The 16,378-nt window shown below is 55.5% G+C and carries 17 protein-coding genes and 2 pseudogenes; 1 reads left to right on the top strand and 18 read right to left on the bottom strand.

The features are described from left to right. Positions 1 to 230: 230 nt before the first annotated feature. Positions 231 to 1,541 carry a glutamate/aspartate:proton symporter GltP gene (gltP, locus tag F4V72_RS21705; RefSeq protein WP_000793278.1) on the top strand — a complete coding sequence of 437 codons (1,311 nt, stop codon included), beginning with the start codon at positions 231 to 233 and terminating at the stop codon, positions 1,539 to 1,541. Positions 1,542 to 1,587: 46 nt separating this feature from the next. Here the strand turns inward: gltP and yjcO are convergent, their stop codons facing one another. From yjcO to yjdN, 18 genes and pseudogenes are all read right to left on the bottom strand, one after another. Next, the gene (yjcO, locus tag F4V72_RS21700) at positions 1,588 to 2,277 is read right to left on the bottom strand and encodes a Sel1 family TPR-like repeat protein YjcO (RefSeq protein ID WP_023249500.1); all 690 of its coding nucleotides are present in this window, start codon (positions 2,275 to 2,277) and stop codon (positions 1,588 to 1,590) included. 203 nt (positions 2,278 to 2,480) lie between these two features. Continuing rightward, positions 2,481 to 4,628 carry a formate dehydrogenase subunit alpha gene (gene fdhF, locus F4V72_RS21695; RefSeq protein ID WP_077910253.1) on the bottom strand — a complete coding sequence of 716 codons (2,148 nt, stop codon included), beginning with the start codon at positions 4,626 to 4,628 and terminating at the stop codon, positions 2,481 to 2,483. Between the two features lie 181 nt (positions 4,629 to 4,809). Beyond that, positions 4,810 to 5,313 (bottom strand): annotated as a pseudogene (locus F4V72_RS21690) (TolC family protein); the annotation flags it as partial. Continuing rightward, a pseudogene (locus F4V72_RS21685) lies at positions 5,304 to 5,600 on the bottom strand (MBL fold metallo-hydrolase); the annotation flags it as partial. The pseudogenes F4V72_RS21690 and F4V72_RS21685, both read right to left, overlap by 10 nt. Positions 5,601 to 5,828: 228 nt before the next feature. Continuing rightward, positions 5,829 to 6,587, bottom strand: a complete 759-nt coding sequence (phnP, locus tag F4V72_RS21680; RefSeq protein WP_023249503.1) for a phosphonate metabolism protein PhnP — start codon at positions 6,585 to 6,587, stop codon at positions 5,829 to 5,831. A 7-nt stretch (positions 6,588 to 6,594) separates the two neighbouring features. Beyond that, complete coding sequence (gene phnO, locus F4V72_RS21675) at positions 6,595 to 7,029, bottom strand: aminoalkylphosphonate N-acetyltransferase (protein WP_053529149.1); 435 nt, start codon at positions 7,027 to 7,029, stop codon at positions 6,595 to 6,597. After that, complete coding sequence (phnN, locus tag F4V72_RS21670) at positions 7,016 to 7,570, bottom strand: ribose 1,5-bisphosphokinase (RefSeq protein WP_053509212.1); 555 nt, start codon at positions 7,568 to 7,570, stop codon at positions 7,016 to 7,018. The genes phnO and phnN overlap by 14 nt, the downstream gene beginning before the upstream one ends. A gap of 2 nt (positions 7,571 to 7,572) precedes the next feature. After that, complete coding sequence (gene phnM, locus F4V72_RS21665) at positions 7,573 to 8,709, bottom strand: alpha-D-ribose 1-methylphosphonate 5-triphosphate diphosphatase (protein ID WP_114049189.1); 1,137 nt, start codon at positions 8,707 to 8,709, stop codon at positions 7,573 to 7,575. Further along, complete coding sequence (gene phnL / locus F4V72_RS21660) at positions 8,706 to 9,386, bottom strand: phosphonate C-P lyase system protein PhnL (RefSeq protein WP_023249507.1); 681 nt, start codon at positions 9,384 to 9,386, stop codon at positions 8,706 to 8,708. Before phnL ends, phnM begins: the two co-directional genes overlap by 4 nt. 9 nt (positions 9,387 to 9,395) lie before the next feature. Next, positions 9,396 to 10,154 carry a phosphonate C-P lyase system protein PhnK gene (phnK, locus tag F4V72_RS21655; protein ID WP_023249508.1) on the bottom strand — a complete coding sequence of 253 codons (759 nt, stop codon included), beginning with the start codon at positions 10,152 to 10,154 and terminating at the stop codon, positions 9,396 to 9,398. Then, on the bottom strand, positions 10,151 to 10,942 hold the full coding sequence (gene phnJ / locus F4V72_RS21650; protein WP_053509252.1) for an alpha-D-ribose 1-methylphosphonate 5-phosphate C-P-lyase PhnJ: 792 nt from the start codon (positions 10,940 to 10,942) through the stop codon (positions 10,151 to 10,153). Before phnJ ends, phnK begins: the two co-directional genes overlap by 4 nt. 46 nt (positions 10,943 to 10,988) lie before the next feature. Then, complete coding sequence (locus F4V72_RS21645; RefSeq protein ID WP_070804290.1) at positions 10,989 to 12,056, bottom strand: carbon-phosphorus lyase complex subunit PhnI; 1,068 nt, start codon at positions 12,054 to 12,056, stop codon at positions 10,989 to 10,991. Beyond that, entirely contained in the window at positions 12,056 to 12,652 is a 597-nt protein-coding gene (phnH, locus tag F4V72_RS21640; protein ID WP_023249511.1) for a phosphonate C-P lyase system protein PhnH, read from the bottom strand. Before phnH ends, F4V72_RS21645 begins: the two co-directional genes overlap by 1 nt. Then, positions 12,649 to 13,101, bottom strand: coding sequence for a phosphonate C-P lyase system protein PhnG (phnG, locus tag F4V72_RS21635; RefSeq protein ID WP_053529147.1), 453 nt, complete (start codon positions 13,099 to 13,101; stop codon positions 12,649 to 12,651). Before phnG ends, phnH begins: the two co-directional genes overlap by 4 nt. Before the next feature lie 20 nt (positions 13,102 to 13,121). Then, positions 13,122 to 13,901 carry a phosphonate ABC transporter, permease protein PhnE gene (gene phnE, locus F4V72_RS21630; RefSeq protein ID WP_023249513.1) on the bottom strand — a complete coding sequence of 260 codons (780 nt, stop codon included), beginning with the start codon at positions 13,899 to 13,901 and terminating at the stop codon, positions 13,122 to 13,124. Positions 13,902 to 13,970: 69 nt separating this feature from the next. Continuing rightward, the gene (gene phnD, locus F4V72_RS21625) at positions 13,971 to 14,972 is read right to left on the bottom strand and encodes a phosphonate ABC transporter substrate-binding protein (protein WP_136058554.1); all 1,002 of its coding nucleotides are present in this window, start codon (positions 14,970 to 14,972) and stop codon (positions 13,971 to 13,973) included. 23 nt (positions 14,973 to 14,995) lie between these two features. Then, positions 14,996 to 15,784 carry a phosphonate ABC transporter ATP-binding protein gene (phnC, locus tag F4V72_RS21620; protein ID WP_023249515.1) on the bottom strand — a complete coding sequence of 263 codons (789 nt, stop codon included), beginning with the start codon at positions 15,782 to 15,784 and terminating at the stop codon, positions 14,996 to 14,998. Between the two features lie 132 nt (positions 15,785 to 15,916). Next, a complete protein-coding gene (yjdN, locus tag F4V72_RS21615) occupies positions 15,917 to 16,360 on the bottom strand; it encodes a VOC family metalloprotein YjdN (RefSeq protein ID WP_136058553.1) in 444 nt (147 codons plus the stop codon). Positions 16,361 to 16,378 lie beyond the last annotated feature (18 nt).

Raw genomic sequence — 16,378 nt, 5'->3', positions numbered from 1 at the left:
TTCCATAACAAATAGTTATTCATCATTAACGCCATAAACTCGCGTTATTATGCATAAAAGCAGCCAAAAGCCCTGTTATGAAAGGGTTGCGCAAGACGCTATGCAAATGATACTGATTATGCGCGTTAAAAAACTCTACAAACCAACGCAACACAAATCATACCCTTTCAGTATGTATTGCTCTCATGCTTTTGACGGAGAGCAACGCTTCATCGAGGAAGTCTGTTGTTATGAAAAACTTGAAAGTCAGCCTGGCCTGGCAAATTTTGCTGGCTATGGTGCTGGGCATTCTGCTGGGCAGCTATCTGCATTATCACAGTGACAGCCGTGAATGGCTGATTGCCAATCTGTTGTCGCCTGCCGGCGATATCTTTATCCATCTGATTAAAATGATCGTCGTGCCGATCGTGATCTCGACTTTGATTGTCGGCATCGCCGGCGTTGGCGATGCGAAACAGCTAGGCCGTATCGGCGCAAAAACCATTCTCTATTTTGAACTGATCACCACGGTGGCGATTATCCTCGGCATTACGCTGGCGAATGTCTTTCAGCCAGGCTCAGGCATTGATATGTCGCAACTGGCGACCGTCGATATTTCGAAATACCAGAACACCACGGCGGAAGTACAAAGTCATGCGCATGGGCTGATGGGGACGATACTGTCGCTGGTGCCGACCAATATCATCGCATCGATGGCCAAAGGGGATATGCTGCCGATTATCTTTTTCTCGGTCCTGTTTGGGCTGGGGTTATCGTCCCTGCCGGCAACACACCGCGAACCGCTGGTGACGGTATTTCGTTCCATTTCTGAGACCATGTTTAAAGTCACTCATATGGTGATGCGCTATGCGCCAGTGGGCGTTTTTGCGCTGATCGCCGTCACGGTGGCGAATTTTGGTTTCGCGTCGCTGTGGCCGCTGGCGAAACTGGTGCTGCTGGTACACTTTGCCATTATTTTCTTTGCTCTGGTGGTGCTGGGCATCGTGGCGCGCCTGTGCGGGTTAAGTATCTGGATTCTGATTCGCATTCTGAAAGATGAATTGATTCTGGCGTACTCGACCGCCAGCTCTGAGAGCGTGCTGCCGCGCATTATCGAGAAGATGGAGGCTTACGGCGCGCCAGCCTCTATCACCAGCTTCGTGGTGCCGACCGGTTACTCGTTTAACCTCGACGGTTCCACTTTATATCAGAGTATCGCCGCCATTTTTATCGCGCAGCTATATGGTATCGACCTGTCGCTGTGGCAGGAAATTGTACTGGTGCTGACGCTGATGGTGACGTCGAAAGGGATTGCCGGCGTGCCGGGCGTTTCCTTCGTGGTGTTACTGGCGACGCTGGGCAGCGTGGGCATTCCGCTGGAAGGGCTGGCGTTTATCGCCGGTGTTGACCGTATCCTCGACATGGCGCGTACTGCGCTAAATGTGGTGGGCAATGCGCTGGCGGTGCTGGTGATTGCCAAGTGGGAACACAAGTTTGACCGCAAAAAAGCGCTGGCCTACGAGCGCGATGTGCTGGGGAAATTTGATAAGACCGCCCAGTAATGGGTGGTAGAGCGTCGGATGGCAGTCCGCCATCCGGCAGTAAACATCAACCATTCGTTAGCGTTTCGAACTCTTCGCAACCGGTATCAAACCCTTCCAGACAGCTTTGATTCAACCAGTGCAGCGCCTTCTGCTTGTTCTTTTCAATAAAGCCCGGTTCACCGTTTAAAAACATCATTCCCGCCCAGTATTCTGAATAGCCGGTACGGGAAATGGCGGAACTGCGTTTGAAATACCAGGCGGCTTTTTCATCATCGGCGGCAATGCCCACGCCGTTGGCGTAAATCAGGCCAAGCAACATTTGCGCATCCACCGCGGAGTCGTTATCCAGATCTTCAGAGGCGTTTTGCAGCAGCGAGATGGCTTTTGGGTAGTCCGGGCGTCCTGCCTGAGTGTTGACCAGGATCCGCGCCAGCGTAATTTCCCCCGTTTTACTGCCCGCATTTACCGCCTTTTCAGCCAGCTTTTTCGCGTCGGGATAATCCAGGCTTACCGGATTAGTGATTTTGATTTGCGCCAGTAATGCGCAGGCGTCAGCATCGCCATTGTCGGCGGCTTTTTGCGCCCAGTATTCGGCTTTGTTCAAATCGCCATAGCTCAACCAACTGTCGGCCAGAAAATATTGTGCGCGTCTGTCACCTGCCTCTGCTGCCTGCAAATACTGGCTACCTGGCTCAGGATCTGCGGCATGGGCAAAGAATGTCATAAACAACATCAATGCAAGAAGTGGTTTCATTTTGAATTTTATTTAGGGTACGGAAAAGACAGTATAAAGAGATCGTATGGATAAAAAAACAGCCTCTTGGAATGGACTGTCCAACTTTATGGGGTCAGTCCAGAACGAGGCTGTTTTCAATGTTAAAGATGCCACCTATCCGACCTACAGTGAGATGTTCGCCTGTAAGCCTGATAAGGCGTAGCGCCATCAGGCAATTCTCATCACCCCATTGCGCTTTCGCGCAGGCGGGTTTTCAGCTTGTTGTACTCATCAATCACATACTGCTCGGCGGCTCGCTGATCGGCGATCGGCTCAACGCGTACGGCGCAGTATTTGTACTCCGGCGTTTTCGTAATCGGGCTTAGGTTTTCAGTCACCAGCTCGTTACAGGCGCCAATCCACCACTGGTAGGTCATGTAAATCGCCCCTTTGTTCGGGCGATCGCTGACCTGCGCGCGGGTGATGATTTTGCCTTTGCGCGAATGAACCCACACCAGCGCTTCATCTTCAATGCCCAGACGCGCGGCGTCGGCGGTATTGATTTGCGCATAGCCCGGTTCGTCCGCCAGCGCGGCCAGCGCTGCACAGTTACCGGTCATCGAACGGCAGGAGTAGTGGCCGACTTCGCGCACCGTCGACAGTACCATCGGGTACTCTTCGGTGAGTTTATCGATAGGTGCTACCCAGTCGCAGGTGAAGAACTGCGCCAGACCGTTGGGGGTATCGAACTTCTCTTTAAAGAGGTACGAGGTTCCCTGATCGGCATCCGAGGTGTCACGGCATGGCCACTGGATATAGCCCAGTTCACCCATTTTCTCGTAAGTGGCCCCGTAGAAATCCGGGCACAGATGACGCAACTCATCCCAGATCTCCTGGGTGTTGTTGTAGTGCATCGGATAGCCCATCCGGGTGGCGATCTCACTGATAATCTGCCAGTCGGTTTTCAGATCCCACTTAGGCTCAACGGCTTTAAAGAAGCGCTGGAAACCACGGTCAGCCGCCGAGAAGACGCCTTCATGCTCGCCCCACGAGGTAGACGGTAAAATCACATCCGCCGCCGACGCGGTTTTGGTCATGAAGATGTCCTGCACGATGACCAGTTCCAGATCTTCAAACGCTTTACGTACCGCAGAGAGCTCCGCATCGGTTTGCAGCGGATCTTCACCCATAATGTACGCCGCGCGTACTTCGCCATGCGCCGCACGGTGCGGCAGCTCGCTGATGCGATAGCCGGTATGCGCAGGCAGACTTTCTACGCCCCAGGCTTTAGCGAATTTCTCACGATTTTCCGGGAACTTAACGTACTGGTAGCCCGGATACGTATCCGGCAACGCGCCCATATCGCACGCGCCCTGAACGTTGTTCTGGCCGCGAACCGGGTTAACGCCCGCGCTTGGTTTGCCGAGGTTGCCGGTCAGCATCGCGAGGCTGGTCAGTGAACGCACGGTTTCCACACCCTGATAGAACTGGGTGACGCCCATACCCCACAAGATCGCCGCGCTTTTCGCGCTGGCATACATCCGCGCCGCCTGACGAATTTCCTGTGCGCTCACGCCAGTAATCTCTTCGACGGACTCCGGCGTATAGCCTTCGACAATCTTACGGTACTCTTCAAAACCTTCGGTACGGCTGGCGACAAACGCTTTGTCGTACAGGTTTTCTTCAATAATGACATGACCCATGGCGTTGAGCAGCGCGATATTCGAGCCGTTTTTCAACGCGATATGCATGTCAGCGATGCGCGCGGTTTCAATTTTTCGCGGATCGCAGACGATAATTTTCGCCCCGTTGCGTTTAGCGTTAATCACGTGATTCGCCACGATAGGGTGGGAATCCGCCGGGTTATACCCGAAGACGAACACTAAATCGGTGTTATCAATTTCGTTAATCGCATTACTCATTGCGCCGTTACCGACCGATTGGTGCAGACCTGCAACCGATGGGCCGTGTCAGACGCGAGCGCAGCAGTCAACGTTATTGGTACCAATAACGGCGCGCGCGAATTTTTGCATTACATAGTTGGTTTCATTTCCGGTACCGCGAGAGGAGCCGGTCGTCTGGATTGCATCCGGACCGTACTTCGCTTTGATGGCGCTCAAACGTTCAGCGACGTAATTGAGTGCTTCATCCCAGGAAACAGATTCCAGTTTGCCGCCACGCTGGCGACGGATCATTGGGGTTTTCAGGCGCGGGGTCAGGATCTGGGTATCATTAATAAAATCCCAGCCGTAGTAGCCCTTCAGACACAGGGTACCCTGGTTGGTTTTCCCCTGCGCCGCCTCAGCCCGGACGATTTTGCCGTTATCGACCACCAGGTTGATTTTGCAACCTGATGCGCAATACGGGCAAACCGTGACGACTTTTTTCATCGGTTTCGCTCCAGTTAATCAAATCGCGCATACGCGCTGTCGCCCTCAGTATGCATGTTTTATGCCACTTTTTTAGTGTGGACTTCCCCTGATATTACGGGCGAATTTTGCTCAAGACCCTGACGAAAAACAGGCTATCGTCAGTTTTGACGTGTCGAAAGAAAATGCCGCATGACATTTATCAGTCCTGCTCGGTTTTTGCGGCCTGATAGCCGCCGCCCGGTGATTTGATAAGCTGGATACTCTGAATAATGCGTAGGGTATCCAACATCAGCAGCGAAACTTGTTCGCTCAACACGGGAAGTCTGGCTTCGGTGGCCTGTAATCGACTTCCCGGCCCCTGTTTTAACGCCGCCTCGGCGGAGGCCTGGGTATAACGCGTGGCGTCTACCCGCTGTGCCTGTATGGCGCGCTGATCATTAAGCGTTTGCAGATGGGTGCCGTTGATCGCCACATTACGCACGGCGTTGAGTACGGACTGGTTATACCGTTCCATCAATATATTGCTGGTGGCCCTGGTGCTTGCCAGGTTGGCATTCAGGCGTCCTCCGTCGAAAAGCGGCAGGCGTAAGCCCGGAATGAAGTTGATTTGTTTACTGGTGTTTTTAAACAAATTATCCAGATGGATAGAATCAAGACCAAAGAAGGCTTTGATATCAAAGCTGGGATAGAACAGGGCGCTGGCGCGTTGATATCAAATTTGTAGTCTTCGGCACGATAGAATGGTTTCCCGCTGGCGGTTTTTAGAATACCCTGCCCCAGCAGGGGAGCGATAAACCCGCGCTGCACATCGGCAAAGTCCTGCCGATCGCTGAACGGCAGGTTCTTCGTGTATTATTGATTAACCTGTTGGGTATAGGCGGTAGCATCTTTCGCAGATTCAGCCGCGAAAGCGGTATGAATAAAAAGACCAGATGCGCAGATAACAGCAATAAACATCCTGCTTAAACGGAATAACTTCTCGTTATTCATATAAGTCTCCATTTAACATTTGTGTAGTGAATTTATTTATTCGAAGGGAATTCGGTCTGGTGGTCCCTGCTATCATAAAACCGAATTTATTATTTTTATATTCAATGTGTTTTGGCGGATTAACACCAGCACAGCGCGTATTTATTTTTTAAGATTAAAGCGTGAAAGCAAGAAATCTGTTTTTCAGATTGTGGCGAAATAAGGTATACCCGAGCCCGACAAGCGGGCTTACTCCAGAACGATTTCCATCCCGTCATAGCCAGCTTCAATACCATCAGGCAGCATGTTCGCCATCATCCACGTATCAAATTGATGGCTGATATGAGTAACAATGACCCGCGGGCAACGAATCACCTCCTTAATAGCAATAACTCTGTTTAAGTCGTTGTGGTTACGCGGCGGCGCGGGGAGTGGTTCATGGCTACAGTCGATCACGACTACCTGTAGGGCGTTGTTGAGGAGAAATTTTAGGGTGTTATCGGGTAAGCCAGCGGTATCAGATAACCATGCTACGCGACGGTGTGCCGATTCCAGCAGGTAGCCAAAGGTCAGTTTTGAGTGGTTGAGCGGTAGTGGCGTTACCTGCAATCCCTGTAAATCAAACGTTACAAAAGGCTCAACGGTGTAGCTGAAATCAAGGATGCCAGGGTGCTTAAACAGATCGTCGCACCCCTGCTCATCCGGCGGGCCATAAACCGGGATCGATGCCCCGACACCCCAGCGTAACGGAAACAATCCCTGCACATGATCCATATGATAATGGGTGAGCAAAAACTGCCGGAACGAGCCGGCGGGCCAGCGATCTGTCAGATCGTGGAGACCCGCATCGATCAAGGTGACGGCATCGTTGAATTTGACCACGCCGCTACAGGGGCGACGGCGAAACCGGGGCTGCATTTGCGCCCGACGGCAGGCAGGGCAGTCGCAGCCGTATGCCGGTACGCCCTGCGCGCCGCCGGTGCCTGTCAGCGTAATGATAAAACTCATCAATGCCTCACAGCATTTTGGTGAAGCGGAAGTGGCTCTGCGCATAACCTTCGCGTAGATAGAATCGATGAGCGTCGTGGCGCTTAATGCTGGTGGAAAGCTCCGTCATCTCCGCGCCCGCCCGACGCGCTTCCTCTTCCGCCCAGGCCAACAGTGTGCTCCCCACCTTCAACCCACGCGCCTGCGGCATCACCACCAGCTCCTGAATTTCGCCGATCCAGTTCGCATGATGAAGGTGAAACTGTATATGCAGGCCGATCATGCCAACCACCTCTCCATTGTAAAGCGCTAAATGATATCGAAAATGGGGGTCCTGCAAGTTAGCGGCGAATCCTTCTCTAAGGGCTTGATAATTAATTTCATCTTGCTTCAGCTCACAGATAAGCGCGTAAACGGAATCGATATCCTCTGCCGTTGCGCGACGTAATTCACAGACTGGCATAATGTTCCTCCTTACGTCCCATCAAAATGAGCAGTCTTTCGACAGACTGTAGCAAACTTCCGTCATTATTAACGGTAGGACAGTTAAACGGCGGATAATGCGCCGCTCGCTCCAGACGGGCGGCGATTTCGGCGTCATTTTCTCGCCCGCGCATCTGCAGTCGCTGGCGTAAAATATCGGGTGAAACCGTCAAGCAAACCGGTAATAGAGAAACGCCGTAGCGCGCCTGCGCCTGCGGCAGATGTGCGCGTGAACCGTTGACCACCACGTCAAAACCGGCGTGCAGCCAGAGATCGATTTCAATACCGAGACCGTAATAAAAACCGTTAGCATACCAGCTCAGCGCCAGCAGGTTTTGTCCCGCACGAATGAAAAACTCTTTTTCACTCAACGCGATATGGTTTTCATTACCCGCATTGGCCGCCCGAGTAATGTAGCGGTGAGCGATAAGCAACTGTTCATGTTCCTGCTGACGAAGTTCCGCCAGCAAACTGTCTTTACCGGAGCCGGATGGCCCCATTAACCAGATCAGTTTTCCCATCGTTAAAACACCCTTTTCCCCTGACGCCAGACATGATCGATATGGACGTGATCGCCTTTACGGTGCGCCAGCACCAGATCGGCGCGTTTCCCTTGCGCGACGACGCCGCGATCATCCAGCTTGAGCGCCCGCGCGGGATTGCGTGTTACCAGACAAATGGCCTGCGGCAGGGTAAACGTGTTACTGGCGTCATCCGTGACGCGAAACGCCGCATCCAGCAGGCTGGCGGGGTAATAGTCGGAAGAGAGAATATCCAGCAGCCCCAGTTCAGCCAGCTTATGGGCTGCCACGTTGCCGGAGTGCGAACCGCCGCGCACGATATTCGGCGCGCCCATCAGTACATTCATCCCATGCTGACGTGAGGCTTTTGCGGCTTCAAAGGTGGTAGGAAATTCGGCGATTACGCTGCCCATCAGATGCGATTCATGCACATGTGCGTAAGTGGCGTCATCGTGGCTTGCCAGGGCGATATGACGTGCCTGACACATCGCGGCGATGGACTGACGATTCGGGGTGGACCATCGTTCGGCCAGCGCGATCTGTTCCGCTTCAAAACGATCCATTTCGTCGTCGGTCAGATGATATTTTCCCTGGTAATACTCGCGATATTTCTCAAGACTGACGTACTGGCGCTGACCTGGCGAGTGATCCATCAGCGACACCAGGGTGACGGCGTCGCGATCGGCTAGCTTTTCAAACAGCGGCAGGGTGGTGTGATGCGGTAGCTCGCAGCGCAGATGTAAACGATGTTCGGCGCGGTTGAGTCCGCGTTTTTGCGTCTCTTCCACGGCATTGATCATCTTCTCCAGGTTTTCCAGACGGTCGCCGCCGTCGCGCACATCACCAATGGCGACAGCGTCCAGCACGGTAGTAATGCCGCTGGCGACCATCAGCGCATCATGGCTGCTCATCGCCGAATGAGCAGGCCAGTCGACCTTAGGACGCGGGGTGAAGAATTTGTCGAGGTTATCGGTATGCAGCTCTATTAACCCCGGCAGCAGCCAGCCGCCTTCGCCATCCAGCGCTGCAGGAAGGCGGCTACGGCTTTCAGCGAAGGCACGGATAACTCCGTCCTGCATTTCCAGCGAACCCTGTACCACATCATCTTCCAGTACCAGTTTTACATTATTGATAATCATGAGGTGATTCCCATCGCATGCAAACGATCCGCCACGCGGTCGCGCACGGCCTGGTCATGAAAAATACCGACGATGGCCGCGCCGCGCGCTTTGGCTTCGGTAATCAGCGTGACCACAGCGGCACTGTTGTTGGCGTCCAGCGAGGCGGTAGGTTCATCCAGCAACAAAATCGGATAATCGACGATAAATCCGCGCGCGATGTTCACGCGCTGCTGTTCGCCGCCGGAAAAGGTGGAAGGGGCTAGATGCCATAGCGGTTCCGGCACATTCAGACGGGTGAGCAGCCGGGCGGCTTTGGCGGCGCAAACGTCACGCGGGACGCCCAGTTCCAGCAGCGGCTGCATGACGACATCCAGCGCGGAGATGCGCGGAATGACGCGTAAAAACTGGCTTACCCAGCCGATGGTCGAGCGACGGACTTCCAGCACCTTACGCGTCGGCGCCTGCACCAGATCTACCCACTCATTGCCGTGACGAATCCGGATATGCCCCTCATCGGGCAGATAATTGGCGTACAGCGAGCGCAGTAGCGTCGATTTACCGCTGCCGGAGTGACCGTGGAGCACCACGCATTCGCCGCTTTTCACTGCCAGAGTGGCGTTTTTCAGTACCGGCAGACGCACGCCGTTTTGCTGGTGGAGCACGAAGGTTTTACTGACGTTTTCAACGTGAATCATGTTGGCCTCTTAATTTTGCAATACCGACGACACGAGCAACTGGGTATACGGGTGATGCGGATCGTCGAGTACCCGGTCGGTTAACCCACTTTCCACCACTTGTCCCTGTTTCATCACCAGCAGACGATCCGCCAGCAGGCGGGCGACCCCTAAATCATGGGTGACAATTACCACCGCCAGATCCAGCTCCACCACCAGACCGCGCAGCAGATCGAGCAGACGCGCCTGTACGGAGACGTCCAGCCCGCCGGTGGGCTCGTCCATAAATACCAGTCTGGGGTGGGTGACCAGGTTACGGGCAATCTGCAAACGTTGCTGCATCCCGCCGGAAAAGGTGGTGGGTAGGTCGTCGATGCGCGAGGCGGGAATTTCAACCTCCTCCAGCCAGCGCCGGGCGGTAGCGCGGATTTCTCCGTAGTGACGCGCACCTGTCGCCATCAGACGCTCGCCGATATTGCCGCCCGCTGAAACCTGACGGCGCAGACCGTCCAGCGGATGCTGATGCACCACGCCCCATTCGGTACGCAACAGACGGCGGCGATCGGCTTCACTCATGCCATACAGCGAACGGTTCTGATACTGAACCTCACCGGACTGCGGTATCAGACGTGAAGAGATCGATTTCAGCAGAGTGGTTTTGCCGGAGCCGGACTCCCCGACGATACCCAACACTTCGCCAGGCCACAGATCAAAAGAGACATTGTTGAAGCCTTTGCCCGGCGCGTAGAGATGCGTCAGGTTATTGACCGAAAGCAGCGGTTGCGTCATGGGTTGAGAGCCTCGCTCTGTTGGCGGCAGTAATCGGTGTCGGAGCAGACAAACATCCGTTTGCCGCTATCATCCAGCACCACTTCGTCGAGATAGCTGTGCGTCGAGCCGCAGATAGCGCAGGGTTCGTCCCAGCTCTGTACGCGGAACGGATGGTCGTCGAAATCGAGACTTTCCACCCGTGTATACGGCGGTACGGCATAGATGCGTTTTTCCCGTCCCGCGCCGAACAGTTGCAGCGCGGGCATCCTGTCCATCTTAGGGTTATCGAATTTCGGGATGGGCGATGGGTCCATGACGTAGCGCCCGTTCACCTTCACCGGATAGGCGTAGGTAGTGGCGATATGGCCGAAGCGGGCGATATCTTCATACAACTTCACCTGCATCACGCCGTACTCTTCCAGCGCGTGCATGGTGCGGGTCTCCGTTTCACGGGGTTCGATAAAGCGCAACGGTTCCGGGATTGGTACCTGATAGATAAGGATCTGATCTTCCACCAGCGGTGTTTCCGGGATTCGATGACGGGTCTGGATCAGCGTCGCGTCTTCGGTGCGCTCCGTCGTAGCTACGCCCGTGACGCGCTTGAAGAAGTTGCGGATAGACACCGCGTTGGTGGTGTCGTCCGCCCCCTGGTCGATCACTTTCAGCACGTCCGCTTCGCCAATCACACTGGCGGTTAGCTGAATACCCCCAGTACCCCAGCCGTAAGGCATCGGCATTTCGCGACCGCCAAACGGCACCTGATAGCCAGGAATCGCCACCGCTTTTAAAATCGCGCGGCGGATCATGCGTTTAGTCTGCTCGTCCAGATAGGCAAAGTTGTAGCCAGAGAGATTAGTGGTCACGGACGGCCTCCTGTTGCAGGCGTTTGAGCAGTTCCAGCTCGGCCTGGAAATCGACGTAATGGGGGAGCTTGAGATGCGAAACAAAACCCGCCGCCTCGACGTTATCCGCATGCGCCAGTACGAACTCTTCGTCCTGCGCCGGGCCTGTGACCGCTTCATCGTAGTCGGGCGCCTGTAGGGCTCTGTCCATCAGCGCCATTGCCATTGCTTTACGTTCGCTCATGCCGAAGACCAGTCCGTAGCCGCGGGTAAAATGCGGCGTGTCGTTTTCCGGCGCGACAAAGCCGTTCACCATTTCGCATTCTGTCATCAGCAGTTCGCCGACGTTTACTGCAAATCCCAGCTCTTCTGCTACCGTTTCCAGCGCCACATAACCGCTGCGGATCTCCGCCGCGAACGGGTGGTTGCGCCCGTAGCCGCGCTGGGTGGAGTAGGCCAGCGCCAGTAGGTAACCTTCGTCGCCGCGCATGAGCTGTTGCAGACGCGAGGCGCGGGAACAGGGGTAAACCGGCGGCGTGCGGGTGATATCATCCGGCTCTGCGCCGTTATCTTCTTCGCGCTTCGCCAGGTTCTGATTCGCCAGCAGTGAAAAGACATGCGGAGCGGCTTCTGATGCGTTATCGGCGGTGCGTAGCGGCGGCGTTTCACCCTTCGCCAGCAACGTAAAATCTAACAGACGATGGGTGTAATCATACGTTGGGCCTAATAACTGCCCGCCAGGAATATCTTTGTAGACCGCGGAGATGCGGCGTTCCAGGCGCATGTTTGCGGTATTCATCGGCTCGCTCACCGCCAGCTTCGCCAGAGTGGTGCGATAAGCGCGCAGCAGAAAAATAGCCTCAACGTTATCGCCGCTGGCCTGTTTCAGCGCCAGCGCCGCCAGCTCGCGGTCAGCAATGCCGCCTTCGGTCATCACGCGATCTACGGCGAGGCCCATCTGCTGCTCGATTTGCGCCACGCTGAGTTCGGCGATGGCGCTGTCGCCCCGGCGGCGGTTCTCCTGTAACGCGTGGGCGTTGGCTATCGCTTTTTCGCCCCCTTTGACAGCGACGTACATCAGCACACCTCCACATGGGTGGTTCGCGGGATGGCCAGCAGCCGTTCGCCGCAGGTAAGGAGTAAATCGACTCCCAGCGGGAAGGGATGCGGACGCTCGGTCAGTTCGTGAAGCAGGCAGTCCGGCAACTGCGGGGCAATCATCCGCTCTTCGGCGATCCCCGCGCCGGTCAGGCGCAACATCCGGCCACCGCTCAGAGCGGAAAGCTGGACAATCAGCGTGGCGCTGGTTTCCGGCGCGACGGCGGAACCGGCGGAAAGCGCGTTAAGCTGCTCGCCGCTGATGCGCGCGTCGGCGACGGCGAAGGTGGCCTGCTGCGGTTGTTCAACCAGCAGCGCGTTGGTGTGGAAGCGCAGGTTCTGGCGGGCGATATCGTTATTAACGGCAGGCGATAGCCAGACCGGGGTGTCGCCGTCAACCAGCGTCAGCAAGACGCTGGTCGTGGCAAGATTTAGCGGCTGCCAGCCATGGTTCAGTTGATGCAAGCCAACAATCACGCCCGGTTCGCTCATCGCTTTCAGCAGGCGGCGAAAGCTCTGTTGCGCGTCCTGGACGGGCAGGTTAAAGGCGGTCTGTAGTGCCGTAGATGGTGTCATGCGTTATCCCCGCGTACCAGCGTGAAGAAGTCGACCCGGCTGGCGTTGACTTCGGCAGCACGAGCGCGAATTTGCGCCTCACGCTCCGCCTCCAGCGGGGCAATTAAGGTTTCCATCAGCGTCTGAAAATGAGACGGCTCCTGAAGCAGGGCGTCGATGACGGCACACTGTTCGGCGTGCGGTTTGTTGCGACCCAGCAGATAGCTGTAGCCCAGCGTGCCGCTTTTCAGGCGCACGACTGCCCGCGTCAGAGTGGTGTCGCCAGCAAAGAAGCGGCTGCCGGTGCCGCCCATTCGCGCCTGAATCTGCATCAGTCCGGTTTCCGGGGCGCGAATCAGTTCATAGGTTGGGGTCAGTTTTAACGCCTGCATACGGGCGTTCAGCGCATCGGCATTGCTGTAAGCCAGCGCGCGCATCCAGCGCTGGCGGGTGGGGGTATCGAAGTGCATGGCAAGCAGTGCCTCGTTAATCAGATAAAATGTTTACGTAAACGCTGAGAGAGAAAGTCCAGCAGGCTGACGGTGACGATGATTAACACCATCAGGGCGCAGGTTTGCTGGAATTGAAAGCCGCGAATCGCTTCCCACAGGGTGACGCCGATGCCGCCTGCGCCGACCATTCCAACCACCGTCGCGGAGCGGACGTTAGATTCAAAACGGTATAACGAGTAGGAGATCAGTAGCGGCATTACCTGCGGCAGTACGCCAAAAAGAATTTCTTCGAGCTTATTAGCGCCGGTAGCGCGAATACCTTCAACCGGGCCGGGCTCAATGGCTTCGACTGCTTCGGAAAGCAGCTTGGAGAGCACGCCGGTGGTGTGGATAAACAGCGCCATCACCCCCGCGAACGGGCCGAGACCGACGGCGACGACAAACAGCATGGCGAAGACCATTTCATTAATGGCGCGACAGGCGTCCATCAAGCGGCGTACCGGCTGATAAATCCACCACGGTACGATGTTATCGGCGCTCATCAGGCCAAAAGGAATCGACAGAATGACGGCCAGGGCAGTGCCCCAGACGGCGATTTGCAGAGTCACGGCCATCTCGCCGAGATAGTCCTGCCACTGGCTGAAGTCCGGCGGGAAGAAGTCGGCGGCGAAGGTCGCCATATTGCCGGAATCCTCGATTAGCGTGAATGGGGCCATTTCGGCGCCCTTCCACGACACGACCAGCACGGCAAGCAGGATGGCCCAGCTTAGCAGCGAGAACCAGCTACGCTTTGGCGGGGCGACGGTGATGGTGTGCATATTTGGCTCCGTAAGAAGGATTGTTTACCGGTAGGCCGGGTAAGGCGCTGCGCTTACCCGGCCTACGCATTACTGAACCACTTTATTTACGCTGGTCATCGCGCCGAGGGCGGCGGTCAGGCGGTCGAGATCGTCAAGTTGCGCTTTCAGCGCCGAGGTTTTGCTGACTTTCTCTTTCTCGCTCAGCCCTTTGTTGTCCTTTATGCTCTGCATTTCTTTAAACAGCGTTAGCTGGCGAATCGGTACCAGTTGCAGGTCGCTGGAGGGGCGGAACGGCGCCCAGCCCAGACGCTCAAGCACGGTTTTTTCTTCCGGCGTTTTGCCGTAGTTCATAAAGAAGTCGTACACCTTATCTTTGGTGGCGTCGGGGAGATTTTTACGCCAGACGATAGGATCGCCAGGGATCAACGGCGACTTCCAGATCACCTTCAACGCTTTCAGCTTGTCCGGCGCGGAGGTTTTTAACTTATCGAGGTTTTCGGTGTTGTTGGTGGCGACATCCACCTGCTTGTTGGCGACCGCCAGCGCGTTGGTTTCGTGTCCGGCATTAACGGTACGTTTGAAGTCGCTGGTAGAAATCCTGTTTTTGGCGAAGACGTAATAGCCGGGAACAAGGAAGCCTGAGGTGGAGTTAGGATCGCCGTTACCGAAGGTAAGAACTTTACGTTTGGCGATCAGATCGTTGAGATTGTTGATCGGACTGTCTTTGTTGACGATCAACACGCTCCAGTAGCCAGGCGATCCGTCCGCCGCAACGGTCTGAGCGAAAACCTGGCCGTTGGCGCGATCCACCGCTTCCATCGCGGAAAGATTGCCATACCAGGCGATATCGACTTTGTTAAAGCGCATCCCCTGAATAATGCCCGCGTAGTCCGGGGCGAAGAAGGCATTCACTTTCACACCCAGCGTCTTTTCCATATCCTTCAGGAACGGGTCCCACTGTGGCTTCAGATTTTGCTGTGATTCAGTCGAGATAATGCCAAAATTCAGCGCCTTTTCCTGCTCTGCGGCGTGGGCAGAACTTAGCAATATGCTGGTGAAGGCCAGCGCGGCAACGGTTTTATAGCGCATTTCCATTCCTCACTAAGGGGACGTTAAGCAGCCTGCGCGTTCTGTTCGACGCGATTAATGCTGCGGTAAAGATGGTCAAATCGATCGTTATCAAAGTGCTGGCTGCCACCGTCGTAAAAGACGTTTCCCTGCCGCAGCGCGACAATCCGTTCGCAGTAGCGCAGGGCGTAGTCCACCTGATGTAGCGTGACGACCACAGTGATGCCATCTGTCTGGTTGATATCGCGCAGCGTGTCCATCACGATGCGCGCCGACTCCGGGTCCAGCGAAGCGATGGGTTCATCGGCGAGAATGACTTGCGCCTGTTGCATTAAGGCACGGGCGATGGCGACGCGCTGCTGTTGACCACCGGAGAGCGTAGAGACGCGCTGATACGCAAAGTGCGTCATACCGACGCGGGTCAGCGCCTGAAATGCTCGCTGTTTCTGTTGCCGGCTGAACCAGCGAAAACAGGTACGCCAGAGCGGCGTACTACCGAGCGCGCCAATCAGCACGTTTTCCAGTACCGTCAGGCGGTTGACCAGGTTGAATTGCTGAAAGATACAGCCGGTATGGGCGCGGCTCTTACGAATGTCGCGCGCCAGTCGGCCCTCGCGCTGAACGGTACGGCCCAGTAGCTCAATATGGCTACCCGGCGTTTTATCGCCGGTGATAAGCCCGCTCAAATGACGTAAAAGAGTGGATTTGCCGGAGCCGGACGGCCCAAGCAGCGCGACCATTTCACCGGCGGCGATATGCAGATCAACCGCATTAAGCGCCCGATTTTGCTGGAACGTTTTGGAGAGTTTCTCGACACGAATAATCGTTTGCATACTGCGGCCTCCCTGGAAAAGTGGCCCCATCGTGGCGGATTTATGTGACGTTTTAGTTAATGACTGGTTACTTCAAGATGAAGAATTAAGGGGGATTTGATGACACTGCGGGAGGCTGCGCCTCCCGGGGAGTTAGGTGGCAGGCTGCTGTTTAACAACGTTAATCATCCACGGTACACCGAACCGATCGCTGGCCTTGCCGAAACCATGCGCCCAGAAGGTCTCCTGCCAGTCTATTTCGATTTGCCCTTGTGCGGCAAGGTTATCAAACCAGCGTTTCCCTTCTTCCACATCGAGGGTATCAAGCACCAGCGTAAAGCCGGAATAATGCGCCGTTCCCGACGCGATGGCATCGCTCATCATGATGTCGCTGCCCGCAATGCGCATGTTGGCGTGGGCGATAGCGGTATCGGGAAAGTGCATTCCTGACGGGCAGCCCTCTTCGTTATCCGCCGCCGATGGGGGCATTTCACCGAAGCTGAGTTTATGGAGCAGTTTTGCGCCTAACGTTTGTTGGTAATACGCGATGGCGTCGGCACAGTTGCCGGCAAAAGAGAGATAGGGACTTAACGGCATGATGGTTACCTCAGGTAA

The sequence above is a fragment of the Salmonella enterica subsp. diarizonae genome (genome assembly GCF_008692785.1).
GTDB lineage: Bacteria > Pseudomonadota > Gammaproteobacteria > Enterobacterales > Enterobacteriaceae > Salmonella > Salmonella diarizonae.
Note: the sequence above shows the minus strand (reverse complement) of the source record. Positions and strands in the feature narration are given on the sequence as shown.

Bases quoted from the DNA above. Each gene is read 5' to 3' on its own strand.
- gltP (WP_000793278.1), top strand. From the start codon at position 231: ATGAAAAACTTGAAAGTCAGCCTGGCCTGGCAAATTTTGCTGGCTATG.
- yjcO (WP_023249500.1), bottom strand. From the start codon at position 2,277: ATGAAACCACTTCTTGCATTGATGTTGTTTATGACATTCTTTGCCCAT.
- phnP (WP_023249503.1), bottom strand. From the start codon at position 6,587: ATGAGTTTTATCATTACGCTGACAGGCACCGGCGGCGCGCAGGGCGTA.
- phnO (WP_053529149.1), bottom strand. From the start codon at position 7,029: ATGCCAGTCTGTGAATTACGTCGCGCAACGGCAGAGGATATCGATTCC.
- phnN (WP_053509212.1), bottom strand. From the start codon at position 7,570: ATGGGAAAACTGATCTGGTTAATGGGGCCATCCGGCTCCGGTAAAGAC.
- phnM (WP_114049189.1), bottom strand. From the start codon at position 8,709: ATGATTATCAATAATGTAAAACTGGTACTGGAAGATGATGTGGTACAG.
- phnL (WP_023249507.1), bottom strand. From the start codon at position 9,386: ATGATTCACGTTGAAAACGTCAGTAAAACCTTCGTGCTCCACCAGCAA.
- phnK (WP_023249508.1), bottom strand. From the start codon at position 10,154: ATGACGCAACCGCTGCTTTCGGTCAATAACCTGACGCATCTCTACGCG.
- phnJ (WP_053509252.1), bottom strand. From the start codon at position 10,942: ATGATCCGCCGCGCGATTTTAAAAGCGGTGGCGATTCCTGGCTATCAG.
- F4V72_RS21645 (WP_070804290.1), bottom strand. From the start codon at position 12,056: ATGTACGTCGCTGTCAAAGGGGGCGAAAAAGCGATAGCCAACGCCCAC.
- phnH (WP_023249511.1), bottom strand. From the start codon at position 12,652: ATGACACCATCTACGGCACTACAGACCGCCTTTAACCTGCCCGTCCAG.
- phnG (WP_053529147.1), bottom strand. From the start codon at position 13,101: ATGCACTTCGATACCCCCACCCGCCAGCGCTGGATGCGCGCGCTGGCT.
- phnE (WP_023249513.1), bottom strand. From the start codon at position 13,901: ATGCACACCATCACCGTCGCCCCGCCAAAGCGTAGCTGGTTCTCGCTG.
- phnD (WP_136058554.1), bottom strand. From the start codon at position 14,972: ATGCGCTATAAAACCGTTGCCGCGCTGGCCTTCACCAGCATATTGCTA.
- phnC (WP_023249515.1), bottom strand. From the start codon at position 15,784: ATGCAAACGATTATTCGTGTCGAGAAACTCTCCAAAACGTTCCAGCAA.
- yjdN (WP_136058553.1), bottom strand. From the start codon at position 16,360: ATGCCGTTAAGTCCCTATCTCTCTTTTGCCGGCAACTGTGCCGACGCC.